Raw genomic sequence first — 18,208 nt, 5'->3', positions numbered from 1 at the left:
CCGACATGATGCCGGCCCCATTGTCTGTGTCAGAACTTCACCGTCAAGTCCGCTTTGATGGCATTGTCGTTGTTCTCGCTGGAAAACTGACCGTTATAGGCGAGACCAAGGGTAGTGTTCTTACCAATGCCGACGTCGAAACCAGCTTCCACAGCGAGAGCATCCTCGGCAATGGGCAGTCCCTCGATGGTGAAGGGCTGGCCACCGGCGAAGGCCAGCGTTTGCTCCGGGGTGACATCGCCGAATGCGTGGTTCCAGCCCAGCATACCGCGCGCGGTGACAATCATGCTTTCACTGAGTGCAAAGTCACGCGACACACGCAGGCCGAGCGTCGTGGTTGTTACATCGCTCGAGTTTGACAGAACAGAGAGATTGCTGATCCCGCCATTTTCCTGAAAGCCATCGGACTTCAGGTGTACATACCGGGCTCCGGCAAAAGGCTCGAATGCCGCGTAGGACGTATCGATGCGGTAGCCGAGTTCCCCGAAGACCTGCACTGTCTTGGCATCATAGGAAACGTCGCGGCCCTCTGCAGTACCACCAAACGCTTGACGACGTTTCGTGTCTATCTCGTGCTGGGCAAGCGTGACACCCAGGCGAAGGCCGAGCGCATCCCACTGACGGCCACCGTAGACGCCGACCTGATAGCTATCGACCGACGCCTTGTCGCCACTGCTGCGCAATGACGTGTTGCTATAGCCGGCCAGAAGACCAAACCGCCAGACATCCGCGATCACACCATCGAGACCCGTCACAAAGCCACCGGTATCCCTGTTGTAACCGGATGCATTACCACCACCGTCGGCATGAGCCCAGGCACCATAGGCCTGCCCCCACAGCGCTGTCGAGGACGGCACGGGCTCAACCGCAGCAAAAGCATCTCCCTTTTTCGCCTTTTCATCCGGCCCGTAGGCCAGAGGTGCCATTGTCGCCTGCGGCTTCACAGCCACGCCGCCAAATGCTGCGCGCACCCGGTCTGTTGCCGCCTGACTGATGAACTGGCCGTCCTGCATGAGGACACCGTTCAATGTTGCATGGATTTCGCCGGTGAGGGACTGATACGCTCCAGGGAGATTGTCAAACACTGTTGATGCAAGAATAGTATCGTAGAGCGAATTGCTTGCACCCAAGTCATTTATAGCCTTACCGACCGCTTTCTGGTTTCGCGTCGTACCCAGATCATCAAATCCACGACCGTTGCGCCCCAGAGTGACAGTTACATCATTCGATGCATAAGCCAGAGATGGGTCAAAGAACAAATACGTTGTGGTGACCTTATCGAATTTGCCATTGAAGCCGTTTGTCGAGGACAGAACGGTATAGCCACGACCGGAAATGGGTGCACCACCACTTTTTCCCGCTTCCGGTGTTACGACCACCACACCGCCAAGCAGGTTTGTGGCACCCTTAACGACCAAGCGATCGGCATCGGTGCCATTGACCTCGATATGCAAGGTACTGCCCGCGTTGAACGTTGCATTGCCATCCGCAGTCAAGGTGCCGACTGAATTACCAGGTGAAACGATACCGCCATTATTGACGACGAGCGAACCAGCATTCGGATCGTTGGGGTCAAGATGGCCCACATGACCAACACCGCCGAGCGTGCCACCGGAGTTGACTATGGTCTTCGACGTGATTGAGCCATCTACTGCCAACAAGCCACCATTGATGATCGTATCGCCAGTATAGGTATTGGCGCCTGTCAGTTTCAATGCGCCCGCCCCGGTCTTGGTCAATCCACCGTCGTAGGCAGAAGGATCGGCAAGCTTGGCGGTCAGGGTCGGCACCAGTGCCTGGTAGGCATCGAATTCGGCAAGGGCACTGGCGATGCGGTCATTGGTGATCGTTACGCGGATCGTTTCGATGCTCGCCGCAGGGGTGTCTTTGAATGCCACGAATTGCGGCGCCCGCGGGATCGAAGTATTTGGCGATGTATTCACAAAAGCGTTCCACAGGGCCGTCGCCGTGGGGTTAGCCAGCATTGCATCATTGGCCGCATTGTACACGTCATTAGCGGCTTTCAACTCGTCGGGAGTGAGAGGAGGATTCTGCTTAAGCGTGATGATGTCGAGTGCCGCATACCGCTTGGTCACAAGATCAATCGCTGCGGGGACACCGCTGGACGGGTATTCCGATGTAACCGTGCTCCGGATTTTCTCCTTGCTTGCTTCCGTGACACCGTTTTCCCAACCCTCGCTGACCTTCTTTGCCTCCCAGTCAGCGATGGTCTGCGCATCTTCTTTCTTGCGCTGCGTCAGCGCTTCGCTGGAAATGTCATTGCTCCAAGTATCGTTGATACCCGCACCGAGCGTGGCATTGAAGCGGGTCATGAATTGACCGGGGCCGTTCATGGCCTTGTCGAGATTGATCAAACCCCAGCCATAGACACTGTCAACGCCAGCAGCGCCAAGATCAGTAGACGTTGTCTTGAGAATTTCGTTGACTTCGCCATTGGCGAGATAAGAAAAGCGCTGTTTCAGGACCGTAAAGGCACCGGCCGCGAAGGGCCCTGCCATGGATGTTCCGCTGAGTTCGGTATAGTCGGGTGTTAACCTGCTGTCGTCAACGACATCCCCCGGCTTAAGACCCGTAATATCTCCGACGGGTACACTGCTGTAAATCTGTGTTCCCGGCGCCCCGACGCAGAAATATTTGGAGTATCCGCAAATACTCGAGAAACTGCTTCTGGAAAAACCTTGCGGATTCTTGTCGTCTGCAACGACACTCATTGTCGTCAGCCAGTTCTTTTCGACATCCGGCACGAAGGCTGCCAGTCCCGCCAGTGAATCCGGTTCGAGGCCGCCGTCATTGCCCGCCGAGAACTCCACGACAATACCGCTGCGGGCGGCCTTGAGGGCACCGCTATAGGCGCCACCTTCGGGCTTAGCGAGAATTGCGTTGATCTCCTGGAATTGTTTGTAGGCCTCCTGATAAGACCAGGAGGAACTTGAAAGACCGACCCCCCAACTGTCCGTAACGACATTGACGCCGCTGTTGATCATGGCATCCCAAGCCTTGCCATAGACCGCGCCATCGTTGCCCAACACAACGCCGTCCTCAGGACCTGCATCATAATTGTTCGCAGCAAATATCTGGGTATCAAAGGCGATCCCCATCATTCCCTTGCCATCCCGGTTGGCCGCTGCAATACCGGCTACGTGCGTGCCGTGTGATGAAATCTCACCATAACCATCGATAAATTGCTTGCCGTCGGCAACGAAAGGATCACCGGCTTTAACAGGAATATAGGGATCCGTATAAAGGCGCGTACCAGTCGTGGTAATGAAGGTCAGCTTGCCGGGGCCAGCGAATTCCGGATGACCTGCCCAGACGGGCTGGTCAATAACACCGAGTTTCCCACCCTTGCCAGTAAAGCCCATGGCATAGGCGGTTTCCGCATGAATGGCTTTTAACCCGACATTGCCATTGAACTCCGGATCTTTGAGCCAGCTTTGCTTGGCGGCTTCCAGATCGTTTGTTCGCGTACCATCCGCGTTGAAATACTTGGGAAGTTGCTGCGCCAGCGCGCCCGTCGCGAGGGCCGTTGTGGAGATGAGTATCGTTGTAAAAGCTGCGGTTTTGAGATGTTTGCGAAAGCGGGAGAGGTGACAATTACGCACGGATACAACCGCGCTGATGTCGCAAAAAGACATATACAAATCCTCCGGTATTGTGACCAACTAATACGAAAGTAGGAGGAGACTGAAATTTTTAACTGTGCCAGGTCAAGCCGCCGTCGACCGATTGTGAATTTTTTGTGTTGATTTCTTGAAAATTAAGGCAAGAAGGCCAATTTCAATCGGTTAAATGCGACATTTATTCCGCTGCAAAAACAAATGGTTACGCACGCGGTGAGAGTTGTGTTGCCATATTTGCCATAATTGCAGTGGCGGCCGCCCGGGTAATGCCGGCCCAAGACGTCAGAATCTCCGGGGTAATCCGGTAGACGGGACCAGTCACAGAGATGCCTGCAACGAAATGTCGGTTATGGGAATGTATCGGCGCCGCAACGCAACAGATATCCGCTTCGTGTTCCTCGCGGTCATAGGCGTTGCCTTCCGTCCGGATCTGCTTGATTTCCGCAAGCAGGGCCTTGGCATCCGGCAGTGTGTTTGACGTAAAACGCTGAAACGCAATTTGTGCAATGCGCGCGTTGAGTTCATCGTCGGGCAGGGCAGATAAGGCTGCCTTGCCGACACCGGTACAATAGACCGGCGCCGTATTACCGATTTGCGAATACATGCGCACGCTCTGGCGGCTCTCCACCTTGTCGAGATAGATCACCTCGATACCCCGTAAAACACCCAGATGAACCGTTTCACCGGTCTGTTCGTGCAGTTTCTGCAGGTGGGGTTCGGCAATGGAGCGGAACTGGTTGCTGGACCACGCCTTGGAAGCCAGTTGGAGCAGTCGAAGGCCGAGACCATAGGAGTGGTCCCGGTTTATGTCGAGCAGCCCTTCTTCCATCAGGTTTGATATCTGCCGGTGCAGCGTACCGCGAGGCTGATCGGACAGCTTGAGTACATCCGTGAAACGAAGGGGCGCCGATGACGAAGCGACAATGTTGAGAACCTCCAGGGCTTTACCCAAGGTACCTGTTGAGTTTTCCTTCGCCTTGTCCATTGATTGACATCCACCTCTTGACTTTCAGCACTGTAAAGTGACAATTCTATATAGTCAAATTGTGTTCCGTATAATGGAACTTACAGCGAGATACCAAGCATGATGCCCTCCGCCATATTTCCCGATCTGAAAGACCGGTCCGTTCTCATTACCGGGGGAGGATCCGGCATCGGCGCTGCCCTTACCGAAGGATTTATACGGCAAGGTTCGCGCGTCGCTTTCGTTGATATTGCCGACGATGTCTCACAGGCGCTCGTGGAGCGTCTGGACGGGGAGTACGGCAACAGACCGCTTTACCTCAACACGGATCTGCGGGATGTCGAAGCGCTCCGCACCGCCGTGGCCGGTGCCATAGCGGCCCATGGTCCTGTGACCGTGCTCGTTAACAATGCCGCTTGGGACGACAGGCATGATATTGACGATGTGACGGTGGAATATTGGGACAAGAACCAGTCCATCAACCTACGTCCGCAGTTTTTTGCCGCGCAAGCGGTCGCTCCTGGCATGCGGCAATCGGGAGGTGGTTCCATTGTCAATTTCACCTCCACATCCTTCATGATCAATCAGGGGAACTTTCCCTCCTATACGGCTGCAAAGGCTGGGATTATCGGCCTCACCAAGGGCCTTGCCGGTCGGCTGGGACCAGAGAACATCCGCGTTAATGCGATAGCACCGGGCTGGGTTATCACCGAACGCCAACGCGAACTCTGGGTAACCGATGACAGCCTGAAATCCCATATCGACAAGCAGGTTCTGAAGGAGGAAATCCAGCCCGGAGACATGGTCGGCCCCTGCCTGTTTCTCGCCTCAGATGCCGCCCGAATGCTCACCGCCCAGACATTGATTGTCGATGGAGGCTATCTGTGACCGCTGCTGCTGCCTATGCCGTGGCGGATTGGGGTACGAGCCGCTTCCGTCTCTGGCTTCTCGACGAGAAGGGTGATGTTGTCGCCGAACGGCGTTCCGACGACGGTCTCGACATATCACGGGCACGGGGTTTTGCCGAAACGCTCGAAACCCATCTGACTGGACTTCAAGCCCCTGCCGATATGCCTGTTATCATCTGCGGTATGGCCGGTTCGCGCCAAGGATGGGTAGAGGCCAACTATGTGCCGGTACCGGCAGATCTGACGGCCATCCTTTCGGGAACCGTCAGGATTGAAGGTATCAGCCGCGATGTGCGGATCATCCCTGGCCTCTCACAATCAGGCAGCGCGCCCAATGTCATGCGCGGCGAGGAGACACAGCTGCTCGGCGCGATGCTCGCTCGCAACCTGCGCAGCGGTCTTGTCGCGATGCCGGGCACCCACTCAAAATGGGTGGAACTGGAGGAGGGGAGAGCAAAATCCTTCTCGACCTATCTGACCGGAGAGCTTTATGCATTGCTGGCCGGGCATTCAATCCTGCGCCATTCCATTGGCAATGCCACGGAAACAGTGGCACCCGACCATCCGCAATTCGCCGCAGGACTGGAGCTGATGCTGGAGGGCAACCGGCGCATGCTGGGTGAGCTCTTTGGCATCCGGGCCGCAATGTTGCTGGAAAATCTTGCGCCAGAAGGCGCGGCATCGCGGCTTTCCGGCCTTCTGATCGGGACCGAGATTGCAGGCGCCAGAGAAAAATATGGCACCACCACCAAAATCGCACTTGTCGCCTCTGGCGCCATGGCTGCGCTCTACGCCAAGGCACTGACCGTAGCCGGACTTGGGTTCGACATTGTTGATGCGGATGACGCCGTCCGCAAAGGGCTGTTTGTTGCCGCATCGAAACTCTGGCCAGCCGCCACACAAGGATAATTCCAATGACACAATCGTCCGCTCCCTGGCCCAAGCTCAAGCGTGATCTGATCGCCATTCTGCGCGGCGTCAAGCCCGATGAAGTATTGGCCATTGGCGAGGAACTGGTCGAAGCAGGCATCGACGTCATCGAGGTGCCACTAAACTCGCCCGAACCGTTCCAGTCCATCGAGCTTTTGGCAAAAAGACTGCCGTCCCATGTGCTGATCGGTGCCGGTACCGTCCTCGATCCTGCCGACGTTACACGCCTTGATGCGGCCGGTGGACGGCTGATGATCAGCCCAAACGTCGATGCTGCCGTACTGGCCGCTGCTGCCCGGGCCGGTATGGTCACCATGCCCGGCGTTTTCACGCCGACAGAAGCGCTCGCCGCCTTGAAAGCAGGCGCCTCGGGTCTCAAATTCTTCCCGGCAAGCGTCTTGGGACCGGACGGCATCAAGGCCATCAGCGCCATCCTGCCGAAGGGCACAGTCATTGGAGCTGTCGGCGGCGTGGATGAGAACGGCTTTGCCGCCTATTCCAAGGTTGGAGTTCGCACGTTCGGTTTGGGTTCAAGCCTTTACAAGGTCGGCGCCTCGGCATCTCATGTCGGCGAGCGGGCGAGGGCTACTGTAGAAGCCTACGATGGTATATTCCCCACCGGAGCTTGATCATGGATCAACCGAAGATCAGCATCTTTCACGAGGTGCCGTGTGAGCTGGGTGAGGGCCCCGGCTACGATCCGCTGACCAAGACTGTCTGGTGGTTCGACATCGTTACAGGTCGGCTTTTTGAAAAACCCCGCACGGGAGGGCAGGTTGCAATCCATCCGCTCGGTCAGATGGCGAGCGCGCTTGCGGTAATCGATGCGGACCGCCAACTGATCTCGACGGAAACCGGCTTGTTCATCCGCGACCGCACGACCGGACACACGGTCATGCATCAGCCCATCGAGGCGGATAATCCATTGACACGCTCCAATGATGCACGCGTCCATCCGGCAGGCGCCTTCTGGATCGGGACGATGGGCAAGAAAGCAGAAAAGAGTGCCGGATCGATCTACTGGTACAGGGAAGGGCAATTGCGCACGCTCTTCACCAATATCTCGATAACGAACTCCATCTGCTTCTCGCCGGATGGTCGTATCGGGTATTTTGCTGACACCGGCAGGAACATCATCTGGCGTGTTGATGCGGATCCCGAAACCGGTTTGCCTCTAGGCGAGCCCGCCGTGTTCTATCAGCACAGGGATACCGGTGGCATCGATGGTTCCGTGGTGGATCACGATGGCAATCTCTGGAATGCCTGTTGGGGGCGCTCGCATATCGACATCTATTCTCCCGATGGCCAGCGCATCCGATCCATTGCGACACCTGTGAAGCAGCCCTCCTGTCCGGCCTTCATCGACGAAGGTTCTGCCAGCTTGATCGTAACGACTGCGTACCACGACATGACCGAAGCCGAGCAAAAATCCGATCCCGACGCCGGCAAGACATTCCTGATCGAATTGGCAGGTCGGGGACGTTTCGATCCTCCCGTCAGGCTGTAAATCTTTCAGGAACCATTTTTCCTGCCTCCCGTTGTTCTCTGGAATGGTCATCCGCCGTCTGTGCGGATGAACTGAGCCATTGAATGGATGGAATATCGCGTCGGCAGAAAACGAATGACGCCGTTTTCATCCATAATCAGGAGGTTGAAATGGGTTTCTTCTCAAAAGACATCAAGACAATGGACGATCTGTTCGTTCATACCCTTCGCGATATCTATTATGCGGAGAACCAGATTGTGCAAGCCTTGCCGGAAATGATTGACAGGGCCTCTGATCAACAACTGAAGGATGGCTTTGAACGACATTTGCAGGAAACACACGTACAGATTGAACGCCTCGAAGACGTGTTCAGACTCCATGGAGTTAAGGTGTGCGGAGTCAATTGTCCGGCGATCGATGGCATACTGGAGGAAGCCGATGATGTCAGCGGCGAAGTTGACGATGATCAGGTGCTTGATGCCGCGCTCATCGCATCAGCTCAGGCCATTAAGCACTATGAAATGACCCGTTACGGCTCATTGGTCGCATGGGCTAAGCGGTTGGACCGGAATGATTGCGCCGCACTTCTGGAACAAAACCTTCAGGAAGAAATCAAGACCGACAAAGCACTGACAAGCCTGGCAGAAACCCATGTGAATGCGGCCGCCGCTTGATCTGCCATGTGACAAAGCCCGGACGCTGACTGTGTGCGACTTTATCTATTGAAAGGAGAAGAGGAGATGACCAGAAGAATAGATGCGGAAGACGCCAGACAAGCCAAGACCGGATACCCCGTTCTTGCCGTTCTCGTGGTATCACTTGGTTTGGCTTTCCTTGTATGGCTTGCAGTTGAAGTCTACGGGCAGTGGATTTCCTGATCCACGAAAAATCTGACAAAACCATGTGAAGTGGTACCCTTAGGTCTTGCGTTTGGGCTTCGCGTTTTCTTTTTCCAGATTTTCCTTGAGACGGAACGCGACGATCCTGCGTATGAGGTCAAGCGGCATGGTCTCGTCGAGCTTGAACCTGATGGTCGATTTGCTCACCTCGTAAGGCGCAAATTCCTTTTTGAAAACCTCAAAGACCTCAAAGGCCGGAAACGACAACGATACGTGTTGCGTGTAAGCTGAATAATAAATCAGCATGCCGTGGAATTTGAATGCGGGTATCTGGTAGCTGATGACTTCTTCCGCTTCCGGAGCTGCATTCCTGATTGCCCTTCGCACTTCCTCTAGAACAGCGCGTGCGCTTTCGGGCAGTGATTGAAGATACTCTTCTACGGTACCAAACCTGGCTTTCTCCTCAACCATATCCCCTCCATGGATTGGAAAAGACGATCTTGTATCCGTCGATCTCCGGTAATTTTAAAACCCTGTTCAAGGTTAAATCACGTCTCCGGTGATGTCCATCATGCAACACTTGGTATGAACCGGTGACGAACGCAAGCAAATCGACCCGCAACTCAACTTGTAGTAGTTGACAATAACCTCAAAGCTGCCAATCAGACGGGAACGTTAACCATGTTCTTCATCAAGCCGCGAGATATCACCTCCATGGACAAGCTGGATTTGCATCAAGACGAAATAGACGCATTCGATCTTGCTCCGATTTCGCTCTGGCTGGAAGATTTCAGCGAAGTTCGAAAACTCTTCGATTCCCTGCGTGGGGCAGGGGTTGAGGATATCGTTGCCTATCTCAGGGAAGATGAAAACCGCATCCGTGAATGTGCGCGGCTGATCCGGGTGCAAAAAGTCAACAAGAAGACACTCTCGCTTTTTGAAGCCTCCGATCTCCATGAGCTCGTCGCCAATCTGGGCGCTATTTTTCGCGATGACATGCTGCACACACACGTGCAGGAACTCGCTCAGCTTTGGGAAGGCAAAGGCGAGTTCTCCAGCAATACCGTGAACTATACGCTGTCCGGCAAGCGGCTCGATATCCAGCTGCGCGGCACTGTATTGCCGGGGCATGAAGCATCTTGGGGAAAAGTGCTCATCTCCATCGAGAACGTCACCGACCGGGAAGACGCCAGAAGACAACACGCGGCAAGCCAGCAATATGCCGAAGGACTATTCGAGCACTCTCCGGTCTCCCTGTGGGTCGAGGATTTCAGCAAGATCAAGAAACGCCTCGATGGGCTTCGGGAACGTGGTATTGAGGATTTCCGGATTTTCACCGATGTTCACCCCGAGTTCGTCCAGCAATGCGCCAGCGAAATTCGTGTCATTGACGTCAATCGCGAAACGCTCAAGCTTTTCCAGGCACCGGACGCGATGACATTGCTGCGCCGCTTGCCCGACGTCTTCAAGGATGAGATGAACGTGCATTTCCGCGAACAGCTGATCGATCTGTGGAACGGCAAGCTGTTTCATCAACGTGAGACGGTCAATTACGCGCTTGATGGTTCAGAACGCCACGTGTTGCTGCAATTCTCGGTTTTGCCTGGACATGAGACTGACTGGTCACTGGTACAGATATCGCTCACCGATATTACCGCTCGAAAGAAAGCCGAAGCCTATCTGGAATATCTCGGCAAACACGACGTGCTGACGCGGTTACACAATCGTGCGTTCTACGTGGATGAGCTCAACAGGCTCGAGCGGCGGGAATTTTTTCCCGTTTCCATCGTCATACTCGATCTCAATGGGCTCAAAACCACCAATGATCAATGGGGCCATGGTGTTGGTGACGGCCTTCTGCGCCGGGCGGGCGAAATACTCAGTGAGGCGGTAAAGCCGCCGCACTACGCTGCACGCATTGGCGGTGATGAATTCGCCGTTCTCCTACCCGCTGTTGATGAGGCCGGGGCTGTGACAATCGTCGAGGAAATCACCAGCCTGATTGAAATCAACAACCAGTACTATTCCAATATTCCGCTCAGCTTCTCGATTGGCTGGGCCACAAGCGCCGCTGGTGAAAAGCTGGAAGCGGTTGCCAAGCGCGCCGATCTTGCGATGTATCAGGACAAACGCCTGCGTTACTCGACGGGCGAAACCGCATGGCGCAACAACACGCCGTCGACTGAACCAAGCTGATCAGGTGCTATTTAGAGGTAATCTCCGCATTGTGGCGATACAAGACAGTTCCATAACAACTCTTATGCAACTTTGATGTATGGGTTGGGTGGGTTCAAGGATGAAGTGCGACTCTGACACCACGCTCCGCAAATGTCTGGGCTTCAAAACACCCGCCATGGCGTCCTGACCGTTTTACCCTCAGATACCCTCGCCGTGCGTGTGCCCCTCGTGGGTCAAGGTGGCGATGAAGCGCTTCGTGCGCTCCTGCTTTGGCTGGGTGAATATGTCGTGCGACGTACCGGTTTCAACAATGACGCCACCGTCGAGCACAATGGCCTGATTGGCGATGCGCGAGGCGAGGCGCAGATCGTGCGTCGCCATGACCATAGTCGTCCCTTCGCGCGCGAGCTGGGCCAGCACGTCGACGACCTCGCCGGAAAGTTCCGGATCGAGCGCCGATGTCGGCTCGTCACAGAGCAGGATTCTGGGTGACGGGGCAAGCGCACGTGCAATCGCTACACGCTGTTGTTGCCCGCCGGAAAGCGTTGACGGCCACACCTCTGCCTTGTGCGCAAGCCCAACCTTCTCGAGCAGTGCCATAGCCCGCTCCCGCGCCCGCTCCTTCGGCCATTTCAAGACCGTCGTCAGGCCCTCAGTCACGTTTTCGATGACGGTACGATGCGGAAACAGCTGAAAATTCTGGAACACCATACCCGAATGCCGCCGCACGAGCTGGATGGACTTGGTCGTCACCTTGACACCAGGCTGGAAATCCAGCCTGTCACCATCGATCTCAACAGAGCCAGATGTTGGAATTTCCAGGAGATTCATGCAGCGCAGCAGCGTACTCTTGCCACCGCCGGATGGACCGACAAGCGCCATGACCGAACCTTCCGCGATGCTCAGCGACACATTCTTGAGGACCGTCAGATCACCGAAACGCTTTTCGATATTCTTCAGTTCAATCATCATGACCGTGCCTCCAGAAATCCGCCATAACGATTGAGACGCTGTTCGAGCCGCGCTTGCAGCGAAGAGAGAACCGAGCTCAGGATCAGATAGATGATTGCTGCTTCCACATAGAGGATCAACGGCTCGTAGGTGGTGGCAACAATGCGTTGTGCTGCCTGAAACATCTCCGGTACGGTAATGGCGGCAGCCAGCGATGTGTCCTTGACGAGGGAGATGAACGTGTTTGACAGCGGCGGTACAGCGACGCGCGCGGCTTGCGGCAGGATCGTGCGGCGCATGGCCTGAGACCAGGTCATACCGATGGAATAAGCTGCCTCCCACTGCCCGCGCGGTACGGATGAAATAACGGCACGCAGGATCTCCGACGTATAGGCGCCAATATTGAGAGTGAAGCCGATCAAGGCAGCTGTAAAGGCATCGAGCACGATACCCACACTGGGGAGTCCATAGAAAATCAGGAACAGCTGCACCAGCAGCGGCGTGCCGCGGATGATCCAGACGTAGAACTTGACGATGGCAACAAAGGGCCATGCGGCAAAGAGGCGGACGAGCGCTGCAATCAGACCGACGGTCAGCCCGAGCACAAAGGACAGCAGCGTCAGCGGAATGGTGAAAATCAGCCCGGCCCAGAGCAATGGACCAAGCGATTCAAGCATCAGTGTCAGCCAATGGGACAAGGCTGCGTCTCCCTCAAAACACAAAGGCAGGGAGTATCATCTCCCTGCCCTGTTAGAGCGTACTTTTTTCTGGGCGTAAACAGCCTTACTTCGAAACGTCCTGGCCGAAATACTTGTCGGCGATCTGCTTGTACGTCCCGTCAGCCTTGATGGTCTCAAGCGCCTTGTTGATGGCTGCAAGCAGATCAGGCTCGCCCTTGCGGATGATGATGCCCGAGAAATCAGCATCGTCCTGTGTTGCAGCGATCTTTACATTCGCGTCAGGCTTGTGTTTCTTGAAATCAAGAAAGGACAGGCTGTCATTGACGGTGGCGTCGGCGCGGCCGCTGAGCAGCAGCTGGATCGACTGGTCAAAACCATCGGTGCCCACGAGTTCAGCACCATTGCTCTGGGCAATCTTGCCGAAATTGCTGGACAGAGACTGCGCAGACTTCTTGCCCTTCAGATCAGCAAAGGACTTGATATCCGTGTTGTCACCCTTGGTGATCAGCACGGCCTTGGAAGCAATGTAGGGCTCGGAGAAATCATACTTCGCCTTGCGCGCTTCGGTGATACCAACCTGATTGATAACAGTGTCATAACGCTTGGCGTCAAGACCGGCAATCAGACCATCCCACTTGCCTTCGAGGAACTCAGCCTTGACACCGAGGTTCTTGGCAATGGCTTCGCCGATTTCCACATCAAAGCCGACCAGCTTGCCTCCCGTGTCGTGATAGGTGAACGGCGCATAGGTGCCTTCGGTGCCGATCTTTAGCACGCCAGCAGTCTTGATCTGTTCAAGGTTGGACTGTGCCTGTGCCTGGGTTTGCGTCGGAACGATAGCGAGAGCCTGCAGAGCACCAACGACGAGTAGGGATTTGAGCCAATTCATTTCTTTGTTTCCATCCAGAGTTTCCAAGCCTTTCGGCGAATGATTGGAAAATGTCACTTTGTCTTGAGCATGCATAGGCACTATTCGCTGCCATCAGACGCGAATTCGTGAATTTAATACCACAAATACCCAATATAAAGAAAAATAATTCCTCGCACCCGACGGTGAGAAACCAGTGATTCAGCGTCAGGCCGCCGGATTGATCCTTTGCCCGGTAGCCGGATTGAAAACATGCACGTCACCCGGCTTGATTCCGATGTTCATCGTGTCTCCCGGCTTCCGATCTGTACGGCCCATTGCATAGATGCAAACCTGCACATCAGACAGGCTAGTATAGAACTGGGTCGACAGGCCCAACGGCTCGATGACGACGATCTTGACCTTCAACGCATCCGAACTCCCAACCTCGATATTTTCGGGCCGTATGCCAATGGTAACTCGCTCACCATCTTCGATGGGCAGTTTTCCATCCAGAGCAATCGTCTGGCCATCACTCAGCTGTGCTTCGACTTTGGCCTCACTGCGGTTGACCACAGCAGGCAGGAAGTTCATGCCGGGTGATCCGATGAAGCCAGCAACAAACAGATTGGCCGGATGGTCGTAGAGTTCGAGCGGTGTCCCCACCTGCTGGATCACACCATCATGCATCACCACGATACGGTCAGCCATGGTCATGGCTTCAACCTGATCATGGGTGACATAGACAGATGTTGTCTTCAATTGCTGGTGCAACGCCTTGATCTCGGTGCGCATGTGAACGCGCAGCTTGGCATCAAGGTTGGACAACGGCTCGTCGAAGAGAAACACTTGGGGATCGCGCACAATCGCACGGCCCATGGCAACGCGCTGACGCTGACCGCCTGATAACTGGCGCGGCAGGCGCTGCAGGAAGACATCAAGACCGAGCCGCTTGGCGGCCGCACCGACGCGATCGAAAACCAGATCCTTGGCGGTTTTGCGCAACAGCAGGCTGAAGCCCATGTTGGATGCCACGTCCATATGCGGATAGAGCGCGTAGGACTGGAAAACCATGGCGATATCGCGATCTTTCGGCGCGACGTCATTGACGACGCGCTCGCCGATGCGGATTTCGCCCGCCGATATTTCCTCCAGCCCGGCAATCATGCGCAGCAATGTCGACTTGCCGCATCCGGATGGACCGACGAGTACAACGAATTCGCCATCGGCAATGGAAAGATCCACAGCTGAGAGCACATTCATCGCGCCATAGTTTTTCTGAACATTGGTAATGGTGACGGAAGCCATGAGCTTATCTCTTTCGATTATCCCTTGACGGCACCGGCGGTCAGGCCGGTCACGAGGTAGCGTTGCAAGAAGCCGAAGAACAGGCAGGCCGGTATCAGCGCCAGCACCGAGGCGGCCATCATCTGTCCCCAGTCGACGGCAAACTTTCCGATGAAGGTCAGCAGTCCGACGGCGAAGGTTTTCTGGCTGTCACTGCTGATCAGCATGAGCGCGAACAGCAACTCACTCCACGCTGCCGTGAAAACGAAACCAAGGGTTGCACCCATACCCGGCAGGGTGAGCGGAATGATGACGCGGCGCAGCGCCTGACTGCGGCTGCATCCATCGATCATCGCCGCCTCTTCCAGATCTTTTGGAATGCCGTCAAAGAACGACTGCATGAGGAAGGTGGCGAATGCGATGTTGAACGCCGTGTAGATGATGATCAGCCCGGTCAGGCTGTTGGTAAGCCCAAGCTCACCCATGATGCGGTAGATCGGCGGAATGACCATCACCAACGGGAAAGTCTGCGTGAGCAGCAGGGTCACAGCCACGGTGGTTTTGCCACGGAATGAAAAACGCGACATGGCATAACCCGCCGCTGACGCAATGATGGTAACCAGCACCGCAGTCACCACAGAAACGATGACACTGTTGAGGAAATAACGCGGGAAGTCCGTCGCGCGCAAAACGGTTTTGTAGTTCTCCCATGTCGCCGACGAGGGCCAGAGCGTGATACCTTCGGAATACAGCAATGATTGCGGTGTCACCGAAATCTTCAGCGTCCAGAACAATGGAAACAGCGCGAAAATCACATAGGCGGCGACGGCGCCATAAAGACCGATGCCTCCAAGAATACGCGCTTTGCGGGAACGACCGGCGATCATGAGAGTCCTTTCCGGCCATATTGGCCGTATTCTGTTTCTCGTCTGGTGAGGCAATCCGCGCGGAAGGTGGCAAGGCCGATGTGGTTCATCGGACGAAGCCGCCTGACAAAGCGGGTGCCCGCCAGACGGAAACCCGAAGGGACGGGGCCTGTTGCGCCAATTCCGGCGCAAAGCCACTCGCCCGCACGAAAAGTGCGGGTCTTCCTGTCTTTGCTTGATCTTGTCACAACATGCCTCCGTCAGAATAGGTCAATATGGCTGGAAAGGACTCTAAGAGTACCTCACAAGGGAGCGGCGAATGCGGATCAGCACAACCGCATAGAGAATGAGAAGCGCCAGAAGCAGTACGGCAACGGCCGAAGCGTACCCCTTATCCAGGGTCTTGAAGGCGCTGACATAGATATAGGTCGCGACCGTATTGGTTGAACCGGCGGGGCCACCCTCGGTCATGACGTAGATGAGATCGGCGAATGTGGCGATCCAGATCGTGCGTAGCATGACTGTGATGGCGATGGTCGGCGCGAGGAAAGGCAGTGTCACCTTGACGAAACGCTGCCATGGGTTGGCACCATCGATCGCCGCGGCTTCATGCAGTTCCGAGGGGATGGATTTCAGCGCCGCCAACAGCGTAATGGCGAAGAACGGGACACCGAACCAGACGTTAGCGATAATCGGGCCCCACATCGCGGTAGCCGGATCAGACAGGATATTGGTGGGCTCGGACTTGAGGCCAAGTGCAAAAAGCCAATGCGGCAACGGCCCTACAATGGGGTTGAAAAGCCAGGCCCATGTCAGGCCGGACAAAAACGACGGGACTGCCCATGGCAGGAAAACAATCGCCTGCACGACTTTCTTGCCAAAGAACGGACGATCCAGGAGGAGCGCCAGTCCCAACCCGAGAAAAAACTGGAGAAACAGGCTGGCGACGGTCCACCACAGTGTATTCATCAAGGCCTGACCGAGGACCGGATCGGACAATAACGCTCTGTACTGGGCCAGCCCGACATATTCCGATTTGAACGCAGAGAATTTGCGGAAGGAATAGCTGACCCCGAAAATCAGCGGAACCACCAGAACGACAAGCAGCAGGACAAGTGCAGGACTGAGATAAAGCCACGGCTCAAAGGCTGCACTGAAGCGGCGCTTGCTGCTTGCCCTTCTCTCCTGTTGCGGTGTCAAAGCCGCTGTTGATTGCATTGCCATTTTTCTGGCCCCTCTTTTGCAAATAGCTCCCTGCCCCTCGCCACCGAATTCCCGGATTGGCGAAAGTCATGAGAAAAATGCTCCGGCGCATGGACGCCGGAGCACTCAGTCAGATTACTTCTTGTTCTTGGCCATCCAGGCCTGCTGCTGTTCTGTGAGGAACGCAGACCATTCATCCGCAACCTGCTTTGCGGTCTTTTGACCGAGCAATACTTCCTGGAAGTTTTTCACCGATACGGAATCGTAGAAGTTGCCGAGGTTTTCCAGATGGGTCGGCGGCGTCACGAACTCGAACCTCTTCGGATCACTCAGCTCCTGGAACCAGCCCTTGAAGCTTTCCGAACCGAAATAAGGATCCTTGTCCGCACCGTTGTGGATCGGCAATACTCCGACATTCTTGGCGAATTCCAGATTGTCCGCCGGCGCGAGCAATGTGCCCATCAGCTTCCAGGCATCATCCTTGACCTTGGAGTTGGCGAACATCGCCCATCCGGCATAACCGAGGGTTGGATAGGACTTGCCGCTTGGTCCGGTCGGCATCGGTGCAACGCCGAAATCCTCCGTCTTCATCTTCTCGGCAATGCCGATCAATGCATCGGGGTCCTGATCCAGCATGGCGCAGGTGCCGGAATAGAAACCGGTGACGATTTCATTGAAGCCCCAGCTGACACTGTCCTTCGGCGCATAGCCCTTCTTGTAGATATCCGCCAGCATTTCGAGACCCTTGACCGAACCCGGTTCGTTCAGGGTCGCCGTGCCATCGGCGTTGAAATAGGCGCCCTTGCCATTGGCAATGTTCATGAACATCTGGACGCCATTGAAGCCGCCGGGACCACCGCGCAGGCAGTAGCCATACTTGCCCTTGATCGCGGAAATCTTCTTGTTGGCTTCCATGAACTCATCAAGCGTCTTCGGTGCTTCCTTGAGCCCGGCTTCGGCAAACAGCTTCTTGTTCCAGAACATGGCCCGGACATAATACCCGTAAGGGATCATGTACTGCTTGTTGTCGACTACGGACCCGAACTGCTTGGCGCGTTCGCCAAGCGTGCCGCCGTCTTTCCATTTCGCGACATAGGCTCCAAGATCCTCCAACTGACCGTTGTTGGCATAGAGGCCAAGCCAGCGTTCGGGCATCTCCACGATGTCAGGCGTATCGCCTGCCTGAACCATGGTCAGGAATTTTTCGAAAGCCTGTCCCCACGGCAACGAGACCAACTCGACCTTGATACCGGGATTTGCCTGCTCAAAGCCCGCAATCTGCTTCTTGAGCAGTTCGGTGCGTGGCGGACTGGTGATCACTTCGACCATCTTGATGGTCGTGTCAGCAAAGGCCGACGATACGGTCAAGGCCAATGCGGCCATCGCACCGGCAAGAAATGTTCCCATTCTTTTTTGCATTTTATGCTC

17 protein-coding genes are annotated in these 18,208 nt (G+C 55.4%); 7 read left to right on the top strand and 10 right to left on the bottom strand.

The features are described 5' to 3' along the window. Positions 1-29: 29 nt before the first annotated feature. A complete protein-coding gene (locus FHW16_RS29095; protein WP_182550609.1) occupies positions 30-3,656 on the bottom strand; it encodes an autotransporter domain-containing protein in 3,627 nt (1,208 codons plus the stop codon). Positions 3,657-3,843: 187 nt separating this feature from the next. Then, on the bottom strand, positions 3,844-4,626 hold the full coding sequence (locus tag FHW16_RS17760; protein ID WP_182550607.1) for an IclR family transcriptional regulator: 783 nt from the start codon (positions 4,624-4,626) through the stop codon (positions 3,844-3,846). 99 nt (positions 4,627-4,725) lie between these two features. Between FHW16_RS17760 and FHW16_RS17755 the strand changes: the two genes are divergently transcribed. The 6 genes from FHW16_RS17755 (at position 4,726) to FHW16_RS17730 (ending at position 8,807) form a co-directional block, all read left to right on the top strand. Next, positions 4,726-5,493, top strand: coding sequence for an SDR family NAD(P)-dependent oxidoreductase (locus FHW16_RS17755; RefSeq protein ID WP_182550605.1), 768 nt, complete (start codon positions 4,726-4,728; stop codon positions 5,491-5,493). Further along, positions 5,490-6,422 (top strand): 2-dehydro-3-deoxygalactonokinase, encoded by a 933-nt coding sequence (locus FHW16_RS17750; protein ID WP_182550603.1) that lies wholly within the window; start codon positions 5,490-5,492, stop codon positions 6,420-6,422. Before FHW16_RS17755 ends, FHW16_RS17750 begins: the two co-directional genes overlap by 4 nt. Before the next feature lie 5 nt (positions 6,423-6,427). Beyond that, positions 6,428-7,072 (top strand): 2-dehydro-3-deoxy-6-phosphogalactonate aldolase, encoded by a 645-nt coding sequence (locus FHW16_RS17745; RefSeq protein ID WP_182550601.1) that lies wholly within the window; start codon positions 6,428-6,430, stop codon positions 7,070-7,072. 2 nt (positions 7,073-7,074) lie between these two features. Further along, positions 7,075-7,950 (top strand): SMP-30/gluconolactonase/LRE family protein, encoded by an 876-nt coding sequence (locus FHW16_RS17740; RefSeq protein ID WP_182550600.1) that lies wholly within the window; start codon positions 7,075-7,077, stop codon positions 7,948-7,950. Between the two features lie 149 nt (positions 7,951-8,099). After that, the gene (locus FHW16_RS17735) at positions 8,100-8,603 is read left to right on the top strand and encodes a ferritin-like domain-containing protein (RefSeq protein ID WP_182550598.1); all 504 of its coding nucleotides are present in this window, start codon (positions 8,100-8,102) and stop codon (positions 8,601-8,603) included. A gap of 66 nt (positions 8,604-8,669) precedes the next feature. After that, positions 8,670-8,807, top strand: a complete 138-nt coding sequence (locus FHW16_RS17730) for a hypothetical protein (protein ID WP_182550596.1) — start codon at positions 8,670-8,672, stop codon at positions 8,805-8,807. A 39-nt stretch (positions 8,808-8,846) separates the two neighbouring features. Here the strand turns inward: FHW16_RS17730 and FHW16_RS17725 are convergent, their stop codons facing one another. After that, positions 8,847-9,239, bottom strand: coding sequence for an iron chaperone (locus FHW16_RS17725; protein WP_182550595.1), 393 nt, complete (start codon positions 9,237-9,239; stop codon positions 8,847-8,849). 210 nt (positions 9,240-9,449) lie between these two features. Between FHW16_RS17725 and FHW16_RS17720 the strand changes: the two genes are divergently transcribed. Then, entirely contained in the window at positions 9,450-10,964 is a 1,515-nt protein-coding gene (locus tag FHW16_RS17720; protein ID WP_432652049.1) for a diguanylate cyclase domain-containing protein, read from the top strand. Between the two features lie 180 nt (positions 10,965-11,144). Here the strand turns inward: FHW16_RS17720 and FHW16_RS17715 are convergent, their stop codons facing one another. The 7 genes from FHW16_RS17715 to FHW16_RS17685 form a co-directional block, all read right to left on the bottom strand. After that, entirely contained in the window at positions 11,145-11,915 is a 771-nt protein-coding gene (locus FHW16_RS17715; protein WP_182550841.1) for an amino acid ABC transporter ATP-binding protein, read from the bottom strand. Further along, positions 11,915-12,595, bottom strand: a complete 681-nt coding sequence (locus tag FHW16_RS17710; protein ID WP_182550594.1) for an ABC transporter permease subunit — start codon at positions 12,593-12,595, stop codon at positions 11,915-11,917. Before FHW16_RS17710 ends, FHW16_RS17715 begins: the two co-directional genes overlap by 1 nt. A gap of 85 nt (positions 12,596-12,680) precedes the next feature. Next, a complete protein-coding gene (locus FHW16_RS17705) occupies positions 12,681-13,466 on the bottom strand; it encodes an amino acid ABC transporter substrate-binding protein (protein ID WP_182550592.1) in 786 nt (261 codons plus the stop codon). A gap of 186 nt (positions 13,467-13,652) precedes the next feature. Further along, positions 13,653-14,732, bottom strand: coding sequence for an ABC transporter ATP-binding protein (locus tag FHW16_RS17700; RefSeq protein ID WP_182550590.1), 1,080 nt, complete (start codon positions 14,730-14,732; stop codon positions 13,653-13,655). 17 nt (positions 14,733-14,749) lie between these two features. Then, positions 14,750-15,598 (bottom strand): carbohydrate ABC transporter permease, encoded by an 849-nt coding sequence (locus tag FHW16_RS17695; protein ID WP_182550589.1) that lies wholly within the window; start codon positions 15,596-15,598, stop codon positions 14,750-14,752. 270 nt (positions 15,599-15,868) lie between these two features. Then, positions 15,869-16,801, bottom strand: a complete 933-nt coding sequence (locus FHW16_RS17690; RefSeq protein WP_210278184.1) for a carbohydrate ABC transporter permease — start codon at positions 16,799-16,801, stop codon at positions 15,869-15,871. Positions 16,802-16,915: 114 nt separating this feature from the next. After that, complete coding sequence (locus tag FHW16_RS17685; protein WP_182550587.1) at positions 16,916-18,199, bottom strand: ABC transporter substrate-binding protein; 1,284 nt, start codon at positions 18,197-18,199, stop codon at positions 16,916-16,918. Positions 18,200-18,208: the final 9 nt, after the last annotated feature.

It is taken from the genome of Phyllobacterium myrsinacearum, assembly GCF_014138285.1.
In the GTDB taxonomy this organism is placed as follows: domain Bacteria; phylum Pseudomonadota; class Alphaproteobacteria; order Rhizobiales; family Rhizobiaceae; genus Phyllobacterium; species Phyllobacterium myrsinacearum_A.
The sequence above is the reverse complement of the archived record's forward strand: the minus strand, read 5'-3'. Positions and strand labels throughout refer to the sequence as shown.

Coding starts and splice junctions, on each gene's coding strand:
- FHW16_RS17695 (WP_182550589.1), bottom strand. CDS start 15,598: ATGATCGCCGGTCGTTCCCGCAAAGCGCGTATTCTTGGAGGCATCGGT.
- FHW16_RS17755 (WP_182550605.1), top strand. CDS start 4,726: ATGATGCCCTCCGCCATATTTCCCGATCTGAAAGACCGGTCCGTTCTC.
- FHW16_RS17705 (WP_182550592.1), bottom strand. CDS start 13,466: ATGAATTGGCTCAAATCCCTACTCGTCGTTGGTGCTCTGCAGGCTCTC.
- FHW16_RS17715 (WP_182550841.1), bottom strand. CDS start 11,915: ATGATTGAACTGAAGAATATCGAAAAGCGTTTCGGTGATCTGACGGTC.
- FHW16_RS17725 (WP_182550595.1), bottom strand. CDS start 9,239: ATGGTTGAGGAGAAAGCCAGGTTTGGTACCGTAGAAGAGTATCTTCAA.
- FHW16_RS17760 (WP_182550607.1), bottom strand. CDS start 4,626: ATGGACAAGGCGAAGGAAAACTCAACAGGTACCTTGGGTAAAGCCCTG.
- FHW16_RS17720 (WP_432652049.1), top strand. CDS start 9,450: ATGTTCTTCATCAAGCCGCGAGATATCACCTCCATGGACAAGCTGGAT.
- FHW16_RS17685 (WP_182550587.1), bottom strand. CDS start 18,199: ATGCAAAAAAGAATGGGAACATTTCTTGCCGGTGCGATGGCCGCATTG.
- FHW16_RS17730 (WP_182550596.1), top strand. CDS start 8,670: ATGACCAGAAGAATAGATGCGGAAGACGCCAGACAAGCCAAGACCGGA.
- FHW16_RS29095 (WP_182550609.1), bottom strand. CDS start 3,656: ATGTCTTTTTGCGACATCAGCGCGGTTGTATCCGTGCGTAATTGTCAC.
- FHW16_RS17690 (WP_210278184.1), bottom strand. CDS start 16,801: ATGGCAATGCAATCAACAGCGGCTTTGACACCGCAACAGGAGAGAAGG.
- FHW16_RS17745 (WP_182550601.1), top strand. CDS start 6,428: ATGACACAATCGTCCGCTCCCTGGCCCAAGCTCAAGCGTGATCTGATC.
- FHW16_RS17735 (WP_182550598.1), top strand. CDS start 8,100: ATGGGTTTCTTCTCAAAAGACATCAAGACAATGGACGATCTGTTCGTT.
- FHW16_RS17700 (WP_182550590.1), bottom strand. CDS start 14,732: ATGGCTTCCGTCACCATTACCAATGTTCAGAAAAACTATGGCGCGATG.
- FHW16_RS17740 (WP_182550600.1), top strand. CDS start 7,075: ATGGATCAACCGAAGATCAGCATCTTTCACGAGGTGCCGTGTGAGCTG.